The following is a 14,989-nucleotide window of genomic DNA, read 5'->3' as shown; positions in this document are numbered from 1 at the left end:
CGAGCCTTACAGCACAGTCGCAGGCTCGTTTTCTCCTCTGTAAGGCGCTTTCGAGCATTACAGCACGGTCGCAGGCTCATTTTCTCCTCTGTAAGGCGCTTTCGAGCCTTACAGCACAGTCGCAGGCTCGTTTTCTCCTCTGTAAGGCGCTTTCGAGCCTTACAGCACGGTCGCAGGCTCATTTTCTTCTCTGTAAGGCGCTTTCGAGCCTTACAGCACAGTCGCAGGCTCGTTTTCTCCTCTGTAAGGCGCTTTCGAGCCTTACAGCACGGTCGCAGGCTCATTTTCTTCTCTGTAAGTCTTTTTCGAGTCTTACAGCACGGTAACTGCTCGCCGTAAGACGGTTTTCCGGCTTACAGCGACGATTTGTGCTCCATGTGCTCCCCTTAAGGCTATTTTTCCAACTTACGGGAGACTTCACGTAAATAGGTTACCTACCTCCACCTGATGAAACGAGCGACAGAGTGCCGGCTGTACACAACTTATTGGAGTTGCAGCAGTTTGTTAGAATAGAAAGAGCGGCGGCTTGGCCCGCCCCGCCCCGTTCCATTCCGTTCTTGTTCAGTTCTCCCGCTCCTAAGCCACTGCCCACAATAACTGAACAAACTAGCTATACAAAAAGGCAGCAGCGCTAGATCAGTGCTCCCTTATCTACATCAGTCCACTATCACGTTAAAAGCGACAGTACGCCTCATTGTCCCCCTGTCACCCGTCCTCCCCCATTTCCGCAGCGTCAGACAGCCGCACCGGCGCAATGCTATGAAAGCTGGCCCACTTGCCGAGCTGCGTGAGCTTGTAGCTGATATTCGGCTCCATGCGGGCGCCAGGGGCCAGGTCAAACAAAACGATTGGGCCGTACCTTGAATGGGGGCGGTAACGGGCTTTTATCATCGCGCCTGCGGGATCTGTCAGTCTTAATTCTCTGGAAGCGGTCGCTTCGTCCTTTGGGTCAAGCTTTAGATGAAGTACCAACGTTCGTTCGTCGATCGGCCGCGCCGCAACGACGGCAAGCGGTTTTATGCTTTTGCCCCTCAGTTCTGCTTTTCGAATAGTCGCCCAATCGGCGAAAACCCTATATTTCATGCCAGGCGTCAGCTCCTGACCTTCGGGTAGACGAAACTTCGGCGCCTGCCGTCCATCCGTTGCTTGCGTGAAAGGCACATAATAAGCTTTAACCGACTCGCCCTTCGCTGGCGTTAACGTAATCGACAGCCCTCTCAGCGACGGAATAATAGCAAAAGGACGCTCCCCCCGCTTGTTGTTCTCTGCAAGCGTAAAATCGAGACCGTTCCGCTTTCCTGCATACTTTTGGACTACATTATGATAATCGGTCACGCCTTCTTCCAAGTCGGAAATAAGCTCAACTGTATCGTAGGCCGTTTGCTTGACTGACCAAAACGCAACCGGCTCGGCATTCGAAGTGAACGAGACCGGCTCTCCTCCCGGATACGATAGCCGATAGGTTTTTCCAGCTTCTTGAACGGTAGTTGGAACGAGATACGTCGAAGCGCTGCCGGTCATTCGGAGCGGCGGCTGCCTTACTTCAAGCCCGCCGTCGAAGCGCCAGCTCTTGGCGGCTTCATCATCGTCTAGCGACTGCGGCCATTTCACTTGCAACGCGATGGCATTCAGCGGAACGACGACGGGCTTCACCTCCATTTCACGCGGCGATCCTTCCTGTGACGCAGACGCGGTCGGAGTCGCATTAATCGTGCCGCTGAAAAGCAACACAAGGCAAACCGTAATGCCTCCAATTCGGTTCGGCCATGTAGGCTTCATCGTTTTACCTCCCTTTATTTGTTAGAGGTAGTATTTGATAAGCCGGGATGTTCATGCATGCCGAGGAGACTCAGCAGCTTCAAACAGCTCGATAAACTGCCTGGCGCTCTTGGACAAATAGCGATCTTTCAGCCATACGATTCCGACTTCCGATTGAATGTCGGCGTCTTCGATCGTCAGCATGCGGATCGTTGGCAGCGGAAACGACGCCATAACCGATTTTGGAAAAACAGTTGCTCCGATTCCCGCAGCAACGAGCGCCATAATGACGGCAACGCTGGAGCATTCACAAATGACATTGGGCTCGAAGCCGTGCGCCCTCGCTTCCACCATTACTTGATGATGCATACCGGTCGTCTTGTCCGTTTTCAAAGTCAGAAAAGGCATCCCGGCAAGCTCTTTCATTTTCATCGACGTTTGCTGAGGTTCGGCAACCCAACTGGATGGTAACACAGCAACATAAGGATCCGACGGCAATGGTAAAATCGATAGCGGCTTCATGTCGGCCGTTTCGAACGGCAACCGGGCTAATATCAATTCGATGCTTCGCAGCTCCAGCTCGCGTCCAAGCAAATAGTGATCGCCCTCCGCGATTTTGAACGTCACCTTCGGATGCAACTGCCTAAACCGCTCAATCGTAGGCGGAAGCAAGGAAATACAGGAAACGACCGAACCGATCGCAAGCATCCCTTGTATCCCTGCGTCCAGCTCCTTCACTTCCTTTAACGTTTCTCCAAATTGATGAAGCAGTAGCTCGGCCTTATCGCGCAGCAGCTCACCCGCATGGGTCAGCGTCAGTCCTCTGCCGCTCCTGTCAAACAGCGTGACGTTTAACTCCTGCTCCATCAGCTTCAGCTGCCGGCTTAACGGAGGCTGCTCCATATTTAATATTTTGGCCGCTTTCGTAATTTGACCTTCCTTCGCGATCGCCAAAAAATACCTTAATTGACGAATATCCATAAAGGCCTCCCCTGTATACCTTGAAAGTATGGTGATCCGATAAAACAGATACTATTAATATACCTTCATAAGTGGTACGATTCAAATAACCAATCCTATATAGGGAGCTGTTTTTCGACATGACACAATCAATTCGCATCGAACGTTCCGCAATTAAAAAAACGCAGCCAAAAGCTTCCGAGCTTGGCTTCGGCAAATATTACACCGACCACATGTTCATTATGGACTACGATGACGCGAAAGGGTGGCACGACGCCCGTATCGTCCCTTATCAGCCCATTACGCTAGATCCGGCTGCCAAAGTTTTTCATTATGGACAAACGGTATTTGAAGGTCTAAAAGCATATAGAACGGCAGATGACATCATCCGCTTGTTCCGTCCGGACCGCAACTTCGCCCGTCTTAACCGTTCCAACGAGCGCCTGAGCATACCGGAGCTGGACGAGGAACTGGCGCTTGAGGCTTTGAAGCAGCTCATTTTGGTCGACCGCGAGTGGGTTCCTTCCGAAGAAGACACGTCGCTCTACATCCGTCCTTTTATTATTGCAACGGAAGCTGCGCTTGGCGTCGCTCCATCGCTGCAGTATAAATTTATGATCATCATGTCGCCTGTCGGCTCTTATTATGCGGAAGGCATCCACCCCGTTAAAATTGCCGTTGAATCGGAATATGTCCGCGCGGTTAAAGGCGGCGTAGGCAACGCAAAAACCGCCGGCAATTATGCGGCGGGCTTGAAAGCGCAAGAGAAAGCTTCCGCGCAAGGAAGCTCTCAAGTGCTATGGCTGGACGGCGTCCATCGCAAATATATCGAGGAAGTCGGCAGCATGAACGTGTTCTTCAATTTGAACGGAACGATCGTGACGCCGGCTTTGAACGGCAGCATTTTGGACGGCATTACGCGCGATTCAATCATTCAAGTGATCAAACATTGGAACATTCCGCTTGAAGAGCGTCAGCTGTCCATCGATGAGCTGGTGGAAGCTCACGCGAACGGAACGCTGATTGAAGCGTTCGGAACCGGTACAGCGGCCGTTATTACGCCAATCGGCGAACTGCTGTGGGAAGGAAAGCCTCTCGTCATCAATAACGGCCAAACCGGCGAATTGTCGGCCAAGCTGTACGATACTTTGACTGGCATTCAGCGCGGCTCCGTCGCCGATCCTTTCGGATGGGTGCTTGAACTTGATTACCGGCAAGCTTCAGCTGCCAAGAACTAAGATTCGCCGTCGTATTTTTTAATCGCCATTTCATCTAAGCTTTTAAACGTATAGCCTTGCCTTCTGGCCTCCTCAATAATGCTTCCGAGCGCTTCGGCATTATCCTTCGACACGGTGTGCAGCAGTATAACTGCCCCGGGATGAAGCTGTTTAATGACCTGCTCGTATGCATATGAGGGGCCTTTTTGGCTATTTACGTCCCAGTCCTTATAAGCAACCGACCAGAATACGTTGGTATAACCCGACTGCTTGCTAACGGCAAGCACATGATCGTTAAAAATGCCTCTAGGCGGACGCAAATAAGTCATATCCGGCCTACCCGTCAGTTGCACCACCTGCTCCTTTACCTTTTCCAGCTCCGTTCGAATTTGCTCTGACGAGAGCTGCGTCATATCCGGGTGACTCCAGGAATGATTGCCTACCAGATGCCCTTCCGCCGCCATTCGACGAACAAGCTCAGGCTGATCCTTCACATAATGGCCCGTCACGAAAAATACGGCCGGCACCTTCTTCTCCTTCAGCACATCAAGCATTTTCGCCGTATACCCGTTCTCGTAGCCGTTGTCGAACGTTAAATAAAGCTCCTTCTGGGCGGTATCGCCTAGAAAAATCGCGCCATGCTTCATAACGATATCTTTGAAGCCTTCTTCGTTGATTGACGGCAGGCGGCCCTGTACGCTTTTCTTGAAACCGAAATGGAACGCTCCGTTCGAGGCGGCTGCGTAGCCGGTTAACAGCAGCAAGCCGGCGGCTGCGGCGATTATTATGCGCGCGGCGTTGCGGTAGGTCTTCATTGTCGCTCTCTCTCCTTCTTAGCTGGACTCAAACGTTACTTTTCCCCAATTCGCCCAATCGTATCATTTTGGAGCTTCCGTCTTATTTGTGAATACGCTTTCGCAAAATCAGGGCTTCTCCCCCTGCCGTTCAGGGCTTTCCCCGAATTACAGCTTTCTCTCAATCATGCTACGATGGGATTAGCCCAATATCTTACAGTCAGGAAGGTGCCGCCCATGTCCAAATTCAAATTTAGTCTCGTCAAAAAAATCGTACTCGGCATTACCATCGTATCCGCCGTCACTTACGGCACAAGCGCCTTTTTTATTTTCGTAATCAACGACTTTACGAAGAACTACATACCGGAATGGATTTTTACGATCATTACCCTTTCCCTGGGCATATTCTGGACGGCTTTTCTCGGTTGGATTGCAGCGAAATGGCTCATTAAACCGCTTATTCAAATGACGGCCGCTGCAGAGCAAGCCGCCTCCGGCAATTTGAACGCCGTCGTTGTGCCAAGCGAGTCCGATGACGAGCTCAGGGCACTAGGCCTTTCCTTCCGCAATATGATGTCGCATCTAGGAGCAGTTGTGAATGGCATCAGCGACTCCTATCAGGAGACCGACCGCCATACGGCAGAGCTGAATACGGCTATCTCCCATGCTGCCCGGCATATCGAATCCATCACGGAGACGGCAGAGCAGATTGCTGAAGGCGCTGAATCGCAGTCCAGCTCCACCGACACGATGTTCCACTCGGTCCACCGGATGACGGAAACGGCAAACGAGATCGAACGGCAGGCCGGACAGGCGCGCGAGCTGACAGCCGGTATGGTCGAGACGATTCGCGGCAATGCGGCCGTTATCCAGTCGCTGGTCGACGGAATCTATGGCATGGTCGAGACGAGCGGCCGATCTGCCGACCGGATGCGCAATCTGAATGAACAAGCAGAGCAAATTAACGGTATTTCCGCCCTAGTCGGGGAAATTGCTGAGCAAACGCATCTGCTTGCCCTGAACGCATCGATTGAAGCGGCTCATGCTGGCGAGCACGGCAGCGGTTTTGCAGTCGTAGCCGGCGAAGTGAAAAAGCTGGCCGAACAAAGCGCGGGCGCCGTATCATCTATTAAAGGATTAATTGCAGGCATACAGACGGAAATACAAGAAACGTCGCGGCAAATCGCGCAACAGGCGGAAGCGGCGCGACGAGAATCGCAGAGCGGAGCTGCCGTGTCCGAAGCGCTCGGGCAGATGAGCGAGACAGCGAGCGATGTATACGGAACTTTCGAGCATATTGCTCAAATGCTTGAGGGGCAGGTTGAACAAGTGCAGCTTACGCTGCGGGAAGCGAAGCAAATGGCCGCCGTTTCCGCCTCCATTCAGACGGGAGCGAAGGGCGTTTTCGCCTCGACGCAGGAACAAACGGCGCTGATGCAGGAAATTGCTGCCGCTTCTGATTTTCTCCGACAGCAGTCCGGCTCGCTGAAGAAGCAAATCTCATTTTTCGATAAAACGGCTTAATTTTCTGTAATTAAAAAAAGGGCTTAGTTTCCGCTCGTCGCTGAAAGGTTCGCGAGCGTGAAATCTATGCCCTTTTAGTTTCTTGTTTGGCTCTGGAGAAACGATAGTGTTCGCCTTTAAAGTCCGATTTTTACCGCAAACTTATAGAAAATAAAGGAATCGGGCTTTAACAGCGAGTGAAAGAATCCTCTGCCACGCAGCGTTCTCTCTCACTCGAAGTCAAGTCAACCGATCTAATCGATAGGTATATCCGCAAAACTTGCATTTGAACAGAACCCCCGACTCGGATACGGTAAAGGTCAGCCGATCGTCGTCTTCCAGCTCAATATATTCCTTTCCGCTATCGTCGCGATCTCCCGTGGCAAACATACCCGTTTTGTTCCCGCAAACACATTCAAACATAATGACCATAATCTATTATCAGCCAACTTTCTTTATGATTTATAGGAAATACTTGACATGATACATTTCGTATCATAAATTACTATTAGTGGGTGAATATCTTTAGGTGAGGAGCCACTGCTCATGACGATGGGAGATCGCCTGAGAGAGCTTCGGATCGGCAGAAGCTTGTCCCAGGAAGCCGTTGCGCGAACAATCGGGATTACTCGTTCCGCCTACAGTCATTATGAAATCAACAACCGCCAGCCCGTGTATGACACGCTGCTGAGACTGGCCGACTTTTTCAACGTGACGACCGATTACATTATAGACGGAAGCGCTCGCAATGGCGACACGGCAATGTCGGCCGAGACGCTCGAAATTGTCCGTCTGCTGAATGGCATGGACACCGACCGGCGAAAACAGTCGATCGACAAAATGCTGACCGCCATCCGAGAGTCCGAATAGCCGTTGTCCCGCTGCGGGCAACGGCGGTTTTGCCTTTTCGCCAGGAAAAGCGATTTTTGATGCCACTGCCCTTTGCATCTGTCTCTTTTCACAATTAAAGCGCTTCTCTAGGCATTGAATTCTCTACTGCTGCCATTCCTTGCGCTTCTCGACTTCCTGCTATGCCTTACCCGCACACCTGCTCATTGTGTCATCTTTCGGCTTCTATTGCGTGTTTCCCGCTTCTCCCGCTAGCAACTTCGCCCTTTTCGATTGCTTCGGCATGCTGGCTTCGATATAATATTCGGGTGACATCATTATAATACAAATTTGTCGTTAAGGAAGGGTTTCTTACCATGTACGTAGCAGATAAATGGACCGATTACGAGCTTTTGGACACTGGAGCCGGAGACAAGCTGGAGCGTTGGGGACCTTACGTTCTCCGCAGACCGGATCCGCAAATCATTTGGCCGCTCGCCAAAGAAACGGGCCAGTGGAAACAAGCCGACGGTCATTACCACCGCAGCACATCGGGAGGCGGTCAATGGCAGTTCAAATCTACGCTTCCAGAGCGATGGACAATCGCATACGGCGAGCTGAAATTTCATATTAAACCGACCAACTTCAAGCATACGGGGCTTTTCCCGGAGCAAGCAGTCAACTGGAGCTGGATGATGGATAAAATCCGTTCGGCAGGACGGCCGATTCGCGTCCTCAACCTATTCGCCTATTCCGGCGGAGCTACAGTAGCGGCGGCGGCTGCCGGCGCAGAAGTCGTTCACGTTGATGCAGCGAAAGGGATGGTCCAATGGGCAAAGGAAAACGCTCAGCTCTCGGGTCTAGAAAACGCGCCGATTCGATACATTATTGATGATGTTTTCAAATTCGTACAACGCGAGCAGCGCCGCGGACGGCAATACGATGCGATTATAATGGACCCGCCTTCTTACGGCCGCGGTACGAATGGCGAAACGTGGAAGCTGGAAGAAAATCTTTATCCGTTCCTCGAGCTTTGCACTACCATTTTGTCGGACAACCCGTTGTTCCTGCTTCTCAACTCTTATACGACGGGCTTATCGCCTTCCGTACTGCATAATTTGCTCCATATGACGATGCAGCGCAAATATGGCGGCGAAATTAATTGCGGCGAAATCGGGCTGCCTATTACCGCTACCGGGCTGCACCTGCCATGCGGCATTCTTGGCCGTTGGGAGTCCGTCTAATGACTGAGGATCGTTTATCGGCCATCCCGGTGCTCTATGAGGACAATCATATGATCGTTGTCGTCAAGCCTCCGGGTATTCCTTCTCAGGAGGATGAAACGGGCGATCCCGATATGCTTACGCTCCTCAAGCAGGATTTGAAAATTCGCTATAACAAGCCCGGCAACGTTTTTCTCGGACTTGTGCACCGGCTCGACCGGCCGGTAGGCGGAGCGATGGTATTCGCAAAAACATCGAAAGGCGCGTCCCGGCTATCGGAAGCGGTACGCAGCCGCTCTTTCGGAAAAACGTACGCTTGCGTCGTACACGGCTCGCCTAACGCTCCGCAAGGACGTTTGCAGCATTATATTCGCAAAGATGCGAAAAAAAATCAGGTCACTGTTTTCAACCAGCCTGCTGCTGAAGCAAAAGAAGCGATTCTTGATTACCACGTTATTGCTCAAAAAGGCGGTTTCACGCTTATTGCGGTATCGTTGCTCACCGGACGGCCGCATCAAATTCGGGCGCAGATGGCGCATATCGGCTGTTCGATTATCGCCGATCGCAAATACGGTGCGCCTCCCACTCCATCCATTACCGATATCGCTTTATGGTCAACCTCCGTATCGATGCCACATCCAGTGACCAAGGAACAGCTGCTGTTCCGCTCCGTTCCAGCGGGTTCGCCCGCTTGGAGCCGATGGAGCGAACAGGAGCTGATGGAAGCGATCGATTGGTTTATACAATAAGGAGGAAAGATCTCTGATGCGACGAAAACGCAGCAAACATACCGTCTTCAACTTTGTTTTATTACTGTTGTCGACGGCAGGACTGCTGTTTATCGTAATCACCATGCTTACGGAAGACGGATCCGGGAGCCGTTCGGTCCAGACCTCCGCGTTCGCAACGCCGGAGCCCGACGGTCTCCCCTCAGACGAGGCAAAGGCCCCCCCTTTGCCTCCGTCACCAACGGCTTCGCCGCCGCCTGCGCCGACGCCGGAGCCGACCCCCGTTTACCAGGAAGCAACACTGATTGCCGTCGGAGACATCATGATGCATAAGCCGCAAATACCCGGCGCTTACGATAAAGTCAAGAAACGATACGATTTCAGCGAGTATTTCAAGCAGGTCACTCCGCTTTTTGAACAGGGAGACTGGGTGATGGCCAATCTAGAGACGCCGATAGCCGGCGCATCCTATGGCTACACCGGCTATCCAAGCTTCAACGCTCCTATTGAACTGTTGGATGCGCTTGACGACGCTGGCGTCAATATTTTGACGAACGCCAACAATCATGTACTGGATAAAGGCGAGAAAGGCTTGTTAAGGACGCTAGAGCATTTAAAGCAATATTCATTTGCTATTAAAGGCTCTGCAGCTTCGCGGGAAGAAGCCGATGCCAATGTTATCGTCGAGCGTAATGGCATTAAGATGGGCATTCTTGCATACACGTACGGTACGAACGGCATCCCGATACCGGAAGGCAAGCCTTATATGGTCAATATGATTGACGAGAATAAAATCATTGCCGACATCAAAAAGACGAAGGAAGCCGGAGCCGACCTCGTTACAATCGCCTTGCATTTCGGGACAGAGTATCAAACGCAGCCGAATGAGGAGCAAAAACGGCTCTCTCGTAAGCTGATCGCCGAAGGGGCTGATATTATTGCCGGCTCCCACCCTCATGTCATACAGCCTTATGAAGTGTTGCAAGCGACAGATGGTAAGGGCGGTACCCGCCAAGGACTCATTATTTATTCTCTTGGAAACTTTATTTCTAATCAAAGGGACAATACGAAAGATTACGGCGTCATTTTCAAAGTTCATATCCGGAAAAACGCAACAAACGGCACTGTCGAGCTCAAAGAAATTACGTCAATCCCGACATGGGTCCACCGCTATCAGCCAGACCGCAATTATCGTTACCGCATCCTTCCTGTCGAACAAACGATTAAAGACAGCTCGGACAGTCTGTTAACGGCAGCAGATTACAAGTCGCTTAAAACTCATCTGGCGCTCCTTCGCAACAGATTGGAATCGATGAGGTAGCGCCAAGGCCAAGGTGAGCTTCGCTTAGGGATTTTGTGGTTCTCATTCATAGAAAAACGAGACCCGTATTTATGGTCTCTTTAAGATTCGTAAGAAACCCGCTTGAATCGGTCGGGTTTCTTTTTTTATTTCAAGCCAGATCAACCTAACTAACAGCAGGCATACCCAGGCTCTGGCGCTACTCTACTCTAGATCTACTCTAGATCTACTCTAGATCTACTCTTGATTTGCTCTTGATTTGCTCTAGATCTACTTTTGTTTCACTCTAGATCTACTCTAGACCTGCTCTAGACTTGCTATGCTTCTACTCTGTTTCCTCTCTATATTTGCTCTATATTTGCTCTAGATCTGCTCTAGCTTAGCTCTAAATCTTACTATAGTTCTTTTCTAGATCTCGCTATGATTGTTTGCCTTGCCTTCGTCATTCGTTCGCTTAGCGCGATCAATGCATTTCGATCGGCTCACGAACAGCATTGCCGCCCAAATGCAGCACAATATGCGACTTAGCCATATTGCACGTCTCCGGGTCGGGGTCGGGGTCGGGGTCGGGGTCGGGGTCGGGGTCGGGGTCGGGGTCGGGGTCGGGGTCGGGGTCGGGGTCGGCAGCATTCGGCGGTGAAAAACTGCAAATAACTGCCAAAATGCAGTTATTTCTCCTTGCACGAGCATCATTTAAGGGAATAACTGCCATATCGCAGTTATTTATTTGAGATCAAGGCATTTGGGCGCCTTGAACGTCAAATAACTGCCAAAATGCAGTTATTGCCCTCTTGCAGAGCGTCATTTGAGTAAATAACTGCATTTTGGCAGTTATTCACTAAAGCAAGCATGAAGATGATGTCGGAGTGGATTGAAAATATACGGCAAGCCGTTGATGCTGTTGATGCTGTTGATGCTGTTGATGCTGTAGCTACACCGCCAACATCTTCCTGGAAATGAGTCGGCTCATTTTCCGCTTCTTGCACTGCACACAGTGGCAGCACAAATCTAATACTGCAATAGCTGCTGCCGGCATTTGCCTCCAACTATTGCTTCGATGCCCAAATCGGCCGGGTGATGCACCTACATAGCGATATAATTGCACTGTCCCTCGCCTCAAGTACCGTGCCTCGCCGCATAACAAAGCGCCGCGCTCAGAGCGCGGCGCTTATCCACTTAAAACCCAGCTCCCTTCAGGGAGTCAGTCGGTCATTTCCGCGCTCAGAGCGCAGCGCTTATCCACTTAAAACCCGGCTCCCACAGGGAGTCGGTCGGTCGATTTCGCGCTCAGAGCGCGGCCGCTTATCCAAAATTCCACTCCCTTAGGGAGCCTGGCGGTCCATGCCACGCCTTGAGCGCGACGCTTATCTACTTAAAACCCGACTCCGGCAAGGATGTCGGTCGGTCGTTTCCATGCTCCTCGGTCGTCAGGCGTTCGCCACTTTGCCGAGCAAATAGACAAGCAGTTGCTGGTTATGTGAGGAGATGCGGTCGAGCGATTCTCCGATCAGCGTGGCGCGAATGGCGCTGCCGCGTTCGGCTTCTGACCGCCCTTTGTCCGATACGGAAACCCATACGATACGCCGGTCGTTATCGTCTCTTGTTCGAATAACGAGCTCGTTTCGCTCCATCCGATCCAGCAGCGTCGTGATGGCGGCAGGGGTTGTCGACAAGTATTGCAGCAAATCGGAAGGCTTCATCGGCTCGTGCTGCAGCATCAGCTCCAATACATTGAGCTGACCTTCCGTTAACGGCGCCAGTTGTTCCTCCAGACTCATCTTCCAATCTCGCGTCAGCTTTGTCCACAATCGAGTAAATTCTTCAGAAACCATAATACACCCGCTTTCTGTCCAATTTTCTCCTTTGTTCCTAATTATACCATTGCAACATGTCGAATTAAAGGTTAACCCAATTAATAATTTGAGCTATTAATCGCTAACAATCCGAACGTTTTGACAAAGCTAGACATACAATGAGCATAGGCGATATCCCATTTTGTCACTTGCAACAGCTGACAAAGGATAACGTTATGAGCAACAAGAGCCGAAGGAGTGACCCCTATGGAAGAGCGGAAGACGGAAATTTTGCGGAAAATAAAAGCTTACGGCATAATAAAAGACCCGCAATGGTTGGACCGCCCGGATGAGCCGGTTCCATTGTGGGTCATGCTTGATGCGCTAATTAGTCTGATCGAGCGTTTCGATCCGCCTAATCGGCCTTTTGATTAACAGTAAGCTCTGAACGAATGATCAGCCTTGTGATCGCGTCGTTTTTCTCGACAGCCGCTACCTGTTTGCCTATCGATTTGCGATCCTCGATCGGCGCCTTCTCCGAGCTGAACGGAAGCTGAGCCCCGCTGGCTGTCAAAGCGACCAGATCGACCGCTTTCGTCACGTATAAAGCCGCGGCGAGAACCGAACCGTTCGGCTTCACACGCTTGCCCTCTTTGAACTCAAACGTCTGTACGCCTTTACCGCCTCTGCCTTGCAGCGGGTAATCGAGCAGCAGTGTTCGTTTCGCATAGCCGATATCGGTAACGACCATCAGCTCGCCTTCGTCGTCGGCCACCCAATCGGCGGATACGATCTCGTCGTCATCCTTCAACTGCATGCCGCGCACCCCGCCGGCGACGCGCCCCATCGTATTCACTTCGCTTTCCGCAAACCGAATGCTCATGCCCAGCTTCGATACAAGCAGCAGTTGTTTCGTCGCATCGCTTAGCGACACACGAATAACCTCGTCCCCATCCGATACTTTGCACGCTGCTACGGCCGTCGAGCGGGACGTCATATAATCCTTCAGCTCTGTCCGCTTCACTTGCCCCCGCTTCGTCACAAAGACGAGCGATACGCCTGGCAAATCGAACGATTTCACTGGAATAATGCTGACAACTGCATCGTCCTTCGGAATCGGCACGATGTTGACAATCGCAGTACCGTTGTCCTTCCATTTAAATTCCGGAATTTGATGGACAGGCAGCATATAATACTGGCCTTTGCGTGTGAACAACAGCAAATTGTCGAGCGTGTTCACCTCGAACAAATCAGTCACGGCATCGCCGTCTTTCACGCCGGCGCTTTCCAGTTCCCCGCCGGAACGGGTAAAGCTGAGCATGCTGGTTCTCTTCATGTAACCTTCGTTGCTAAGTGTCACAAGTACGTCTTCGGCCGTTACCATCACTTCCAGATTTACTTTCAGCTCTTCGACCTCGCCGCGAATTTCGCAACGACGATCAATGGCATATTTGTCGCGAATTTCAACCAATTCGTCCTTAATCACGCCAAGCAGCTTCTTCTCGCTGTCCAGAATGGAACGGAAGTAAGCGATTCGCTTCTGAACCTCTTTCAGTTCCTTCTCCAGCGAAGTAATTTCTAGATTAGTCAGACGATACAATTGGAGCGTCAGAATCGCATCGGCTTGACGTTCGCTGAAGCCGAATTTCTCGACCAAGTTGGATTGCGCGTCAGCGCGGTTTTTTGACGCTTTAATCGTGGCGATAACTTCATCCAGCAAATTGAGTGCTTTAACCAAGCCTTCGACGACATGAGCCCGGTCTTCCGCCTTTTCCAGCTCGTACTTCGTCCGGTACGTGACAACTTCCTTCTGGTGCTCGATATATGCGTGTAATATCGGCTTGATGCCCAGCTGTTGAGGAGCTTTATTGACAATCGCGACCATATTGAAGTTATAAGTCACCTGCAAATCGGTCTTTTTCAGCAGATAAGCTAAAATACCGTTCGCATCGGCTTCCTTCTTCAGTTCAACAACGATACGAAGGCCGTTGCGTCCGCTTTCATCGCGCACCTCGGCAATGCCTTCGATTTTTTTCTCAAGCCTAATATTTTCAATCGCCGTAACGAGCCGTGATTTGACAACTTGATATGGAATTTCCGTCACCGTAATTTGCTGGCGTCCGCCGCGCATATCTTCGATTTGTACCTTAGAACGGATATAAATACGGCCTTTGCCGGTCGCATACGCATCACGGATGCCCTCTTCGCCCATAATGATGCCGCCCGTCGGAAAATCCGGCGCCTTAATGATCGTCATTAACTCTTCAATCGGCATGTCGGGACGCGCCATCAGCGCGATGCAGCCGTCGATAACCTCGCGAAGGTTATGCGGCGGAATTTCCGTCGCGAAACCGGCGGAGATGCCAGACACGCCGTTGACGAGCAAATTCGGATAACGGGAAGGAAGCACGACCGGCTCCTTCGTCGTATTGTCGAAGTTATCTTTGAACTGTACGGTCCGCTTGTCGATGTCCCGCAACAGCTCCATGGCGATCGTAGACAGCCGCGCTTCGGTGTAACGCATAGCCGCCGGCGGATCGTCATCCATCGAGCCCCAGTTGCCGTGTCCGTCGATTAGCGTATGGCCCATTTTCCAAAACTGCGCCATCCGGACCATCCCGTCGTAAATGGACGAGTCGCCATGCGGATGATAGTTGCCCATTACGTCGCCGACCGTCTTCGCCGACTTCCGGTACGGCTTGTCCGGCGTATTGCTGGAGTCGTACATGGCGTACAGTATCCGGCGCTGCACCGGCTTTAAGCCGTCGCGAACGTCGGGGATCGCCCGGTCTTGAATAATATATTTAGAATAGCGTCCGAAACGGTCTCCTACGACCTCCTCCAGATACGCCGGTAAAAATTGTTCGAGCATGCCCATGCCGACA

At 51.5% G+C, this 14,989-nt stretch carries 15 protein-coding genes; 7 read left to right on the top strand and 8 right to left on the bottom strand.

What is annotated here, in order from left to right; translation table 11 throughout:
• Positions 1 to 705 precede the first annotated feature (705 nt).
• Together ACFVTB_RS14625 and ACFVTB_RS14620 are read right to left on the bottom strand one after the other, a co-directional pair.
• Entirely contained in the window at positions 706 to 1,779 is a 1,074-nt protein-coding gene (locus tag ACFVTB_RS14625) for a hypothetical protein (protein WP_387750173.1), read from the bottom strand.
• Positions 1,780 to 1,830: 51 nt separating this feature from the next.
• Complete coding sequence (locus ACFVTB_RS14620; protein ID WP_387750170.1) at positions 1,831 to 2,739, bottom strand: LysR family transcriptional regulator; 909 nt, start codon at positions 2,737 to 2,739, stop codon at positions 1,831 to 1,833.
• A gap of 119 nt (positions 2,740 to 2,858) precedes the next feature.
• Here ACFVTB_RS14620 and ACFVTB_RS14615 point away from each other — a divergent pair, with 119 nt between their 5' ends.
• Positions 2,859 to 3,956: a branched-chain amino acid aminotransferase gene (locus ACFVTB_RS14615; protein ID WP_387750167.1), complete on the top strand. Its 1,098-nt coding sequence runs from the start codon at positions 2,859 to 2,861 to the stop codon at positions 3,954 to 3,956.
• Here the strand turns inward: ACFVTB_RS14615 and pdaA are convergent.
• Positions 3,953 to 4,750, bottom strand: a complete 798-nt coding sequence (gene pdaA, locus ACFVTB_RS14610; protein WP_387750164.1) for a delta-lactam-biosynthetic de-N-acetylase — start codon at positions 4,748 to 4,750, stop codon at positions 3,953 to 3,955. The two genes, ACFVTB_RS14615 and pdaA, sit on opposite strands and share 4 nt — an antisense overlap.
• Before the next feature lie 216 nt (positions 4,751 to 4,966).
• Between pdaA and ACFVTB_RS14605 the strand changes: the two genes are divergently transcribed.
• Positions 4,967 to 6,253: a methyl-accepting chemotaxis protein gene (locus ACFVTB_RS14605; protein ID WP_387750162.1), complete on the top strand. Its 1,287-nt coding sequence runs from the start codon at positions 4,967 to 4,969 to the stop codon at positions 6,251 to 6,253.
• A gap of 219 nt (positions 6,254 to 6,472) precedes the next feature.
• Here the strand turns inward: ACFVTB_RS14605 and ACFVTB_RS14600 are convergent, their stop codons facing one another.
• Positions 6,473 to 6,622 (bottom strand): hypothetical protein, encoded by a 150-nt coding sequence (locus ACFVTB_RS14600; protein ID WP_387750159.1) that lies wholly within the window; start codon positions 6,620 to 6,622, stop codon positions 6,473 to 6,475.
• Between the two features lie 156 nt (positions 6,623 to 6,778).
• Here ACFVTB_RS14600 and ACFVTB_RS14595 point away from each other — a divergent pair, with 156 nt between their 5' ends.
• The 4 genes from ACFVTB_RS14595 to ACFVTB_RS14580 all read left to right on the top strand — a co-directional run bounded on the left by ACFVTB_RS14595 (position 6,779) and on the right by ACFVTB_RS14580 (position 10,332).
• The gene (locus ACFVTB_RS14595) at positions 6,779 to 7,102 is read left to right on the top strand and encodes a helix-turn-helix domain-containing protein (protein ID WP_387750156.1); all 324 of its coding nucleotides are present in this window, start codon (positions 6,779 to 6,781) and stop codon (positions 7,100 to 7,102) included.
• A 335-nt stretch (positions 7,103 to 7,437) separates the two neighbouring features.
• Complete coding sequence (locus tag ACFVTB_RS14590) at positions 7,438 to 8,304, top strand: class I SAM-dependent methyltransferase (RefSeq protein ID WP_387750153.1); 867 nt, start codon at positions 7,438 to 7,440, stop codon at positions 8,302 to 8,304.
• Complete coding sequence (locus ACFVTB_RS14585) at positions 8,304 to 9,032, top strand: RluA family pseudouridine synthase (protein ID WP_387750150.1); 729 nt, start codon at positions 8,304 to 8,306, stop codon at positions 9,030 to 9,032. Before ACFVTB_RS14590 ends, ACFVTB_RS14585 begins: the two co-directional genes overlap by 1 nt.
• A gap of 16 nt (positions 9,033 to 9,048) precedes the next feature.
• Positions 9,049 to 10,332 (top strand): CapA family protein, encoded by a 1,284-nt coding sequence (locus ACFVTB_RS14580; protein ID WP_387750147.1) that lies wholly within the window; start codon positions 9,049 to 9,051, stop codon positions 10,330 to 10,332.
• A 442-nt stretch (positions 10,333 to 10,774) separates the two neighbouring features.
• Here the strand turns inward: ACFVTB_RS14580 and ACFVTB_RS14575 are convergent, their stop codons facing one another.
• From ACFVTB_RS14575 to ACFVTB_RS14565, 3 genes are all read right to left on the bottom strand, one after another.
• Positions 10,775 to 10,972, bottom strand: a complete 198-nt coding sequence (locus tag ACFVTB_RS14575; RefSeq protein ID WP_387750145.1) for a hypothetical protein — start codon at positions 10,970 to 10,972, stop codon at positions 10,775 to 10,777.
• 97 nt (positions 10,973 to 11,069) lie between these two features.
• Positions 11,070 to 11,357: a hypothetical protein gene (locus ACFVTB_RS14570; RefSeq protein ID WP_387750142.1), complete on the bottom strand. Its 288-nt coding sequence runs from the start codon at positions 11,355 to 11,357 to the stop codon at positions 11,070 to 11,072.
• A 381-nt stretch (positions 11,358 to 11,738) separates the two neighbouring features.
• A complete protein-coding gene (locus ACFVTB_RS14565) occupies positions 11,739 to 12,143 on the bottom strand; it encodes a MarR family winged helix-turn-helix transcriptional regulator (protein WP_387750139.1) in 405 nt (134 codons plus the stop codon).
• Positions 12,144 to 12,371: 228 nt separating this feature from the next.
• Here ACFVTB_RS14565 and ACFVTB_RS14560 point away from each other — a divergent pair, with 228 nt between their 5' ends.
• A complete protein-coding gene (locus ACFVTB_RS14560) occupies positions 12,372 to 12,539 on the top strand; it encodes a hypothetical protein (protein ID WP_387750136.1) in 168 nt (55 codons plus the stop codon).
• On the opposite strand, the gene gyrA is transcribed toward ACFVTB_RS14560, so the two are convergent.
• Positions 12,520 to 14,982, bottom strand: coding sequence for a DNA gyrase subunit A (gene gyrA, locus ACFVTB_RS14555; RefSeq protein WP_387750133.1), 2,463 nt, complete (start codon positions 14,980 to 14,982; stop codon positions 12,520 to 12,522). The two genes, ACFVTB_RS14560 and gyrA, sit on opposite strands and share 20 nt — an antisense overlap.
• Between the last annotated feature and the right edge of the window lie 7 nt (positions 14,983 to 14,989).

This window comes from Paenibacillus sp. NPDC058071, assembly GCF_042885235.1.
In the GTDB taxonomy this organism is placed as follows: domain Bacteria; phylum Bacillota; class Bacilli; order Paenibacillales; family Paenibacillaceae; genus Pristimantibacillus.
This window is presented reverse-complemented; position numbering and strand designations above follow the sequence as displayed.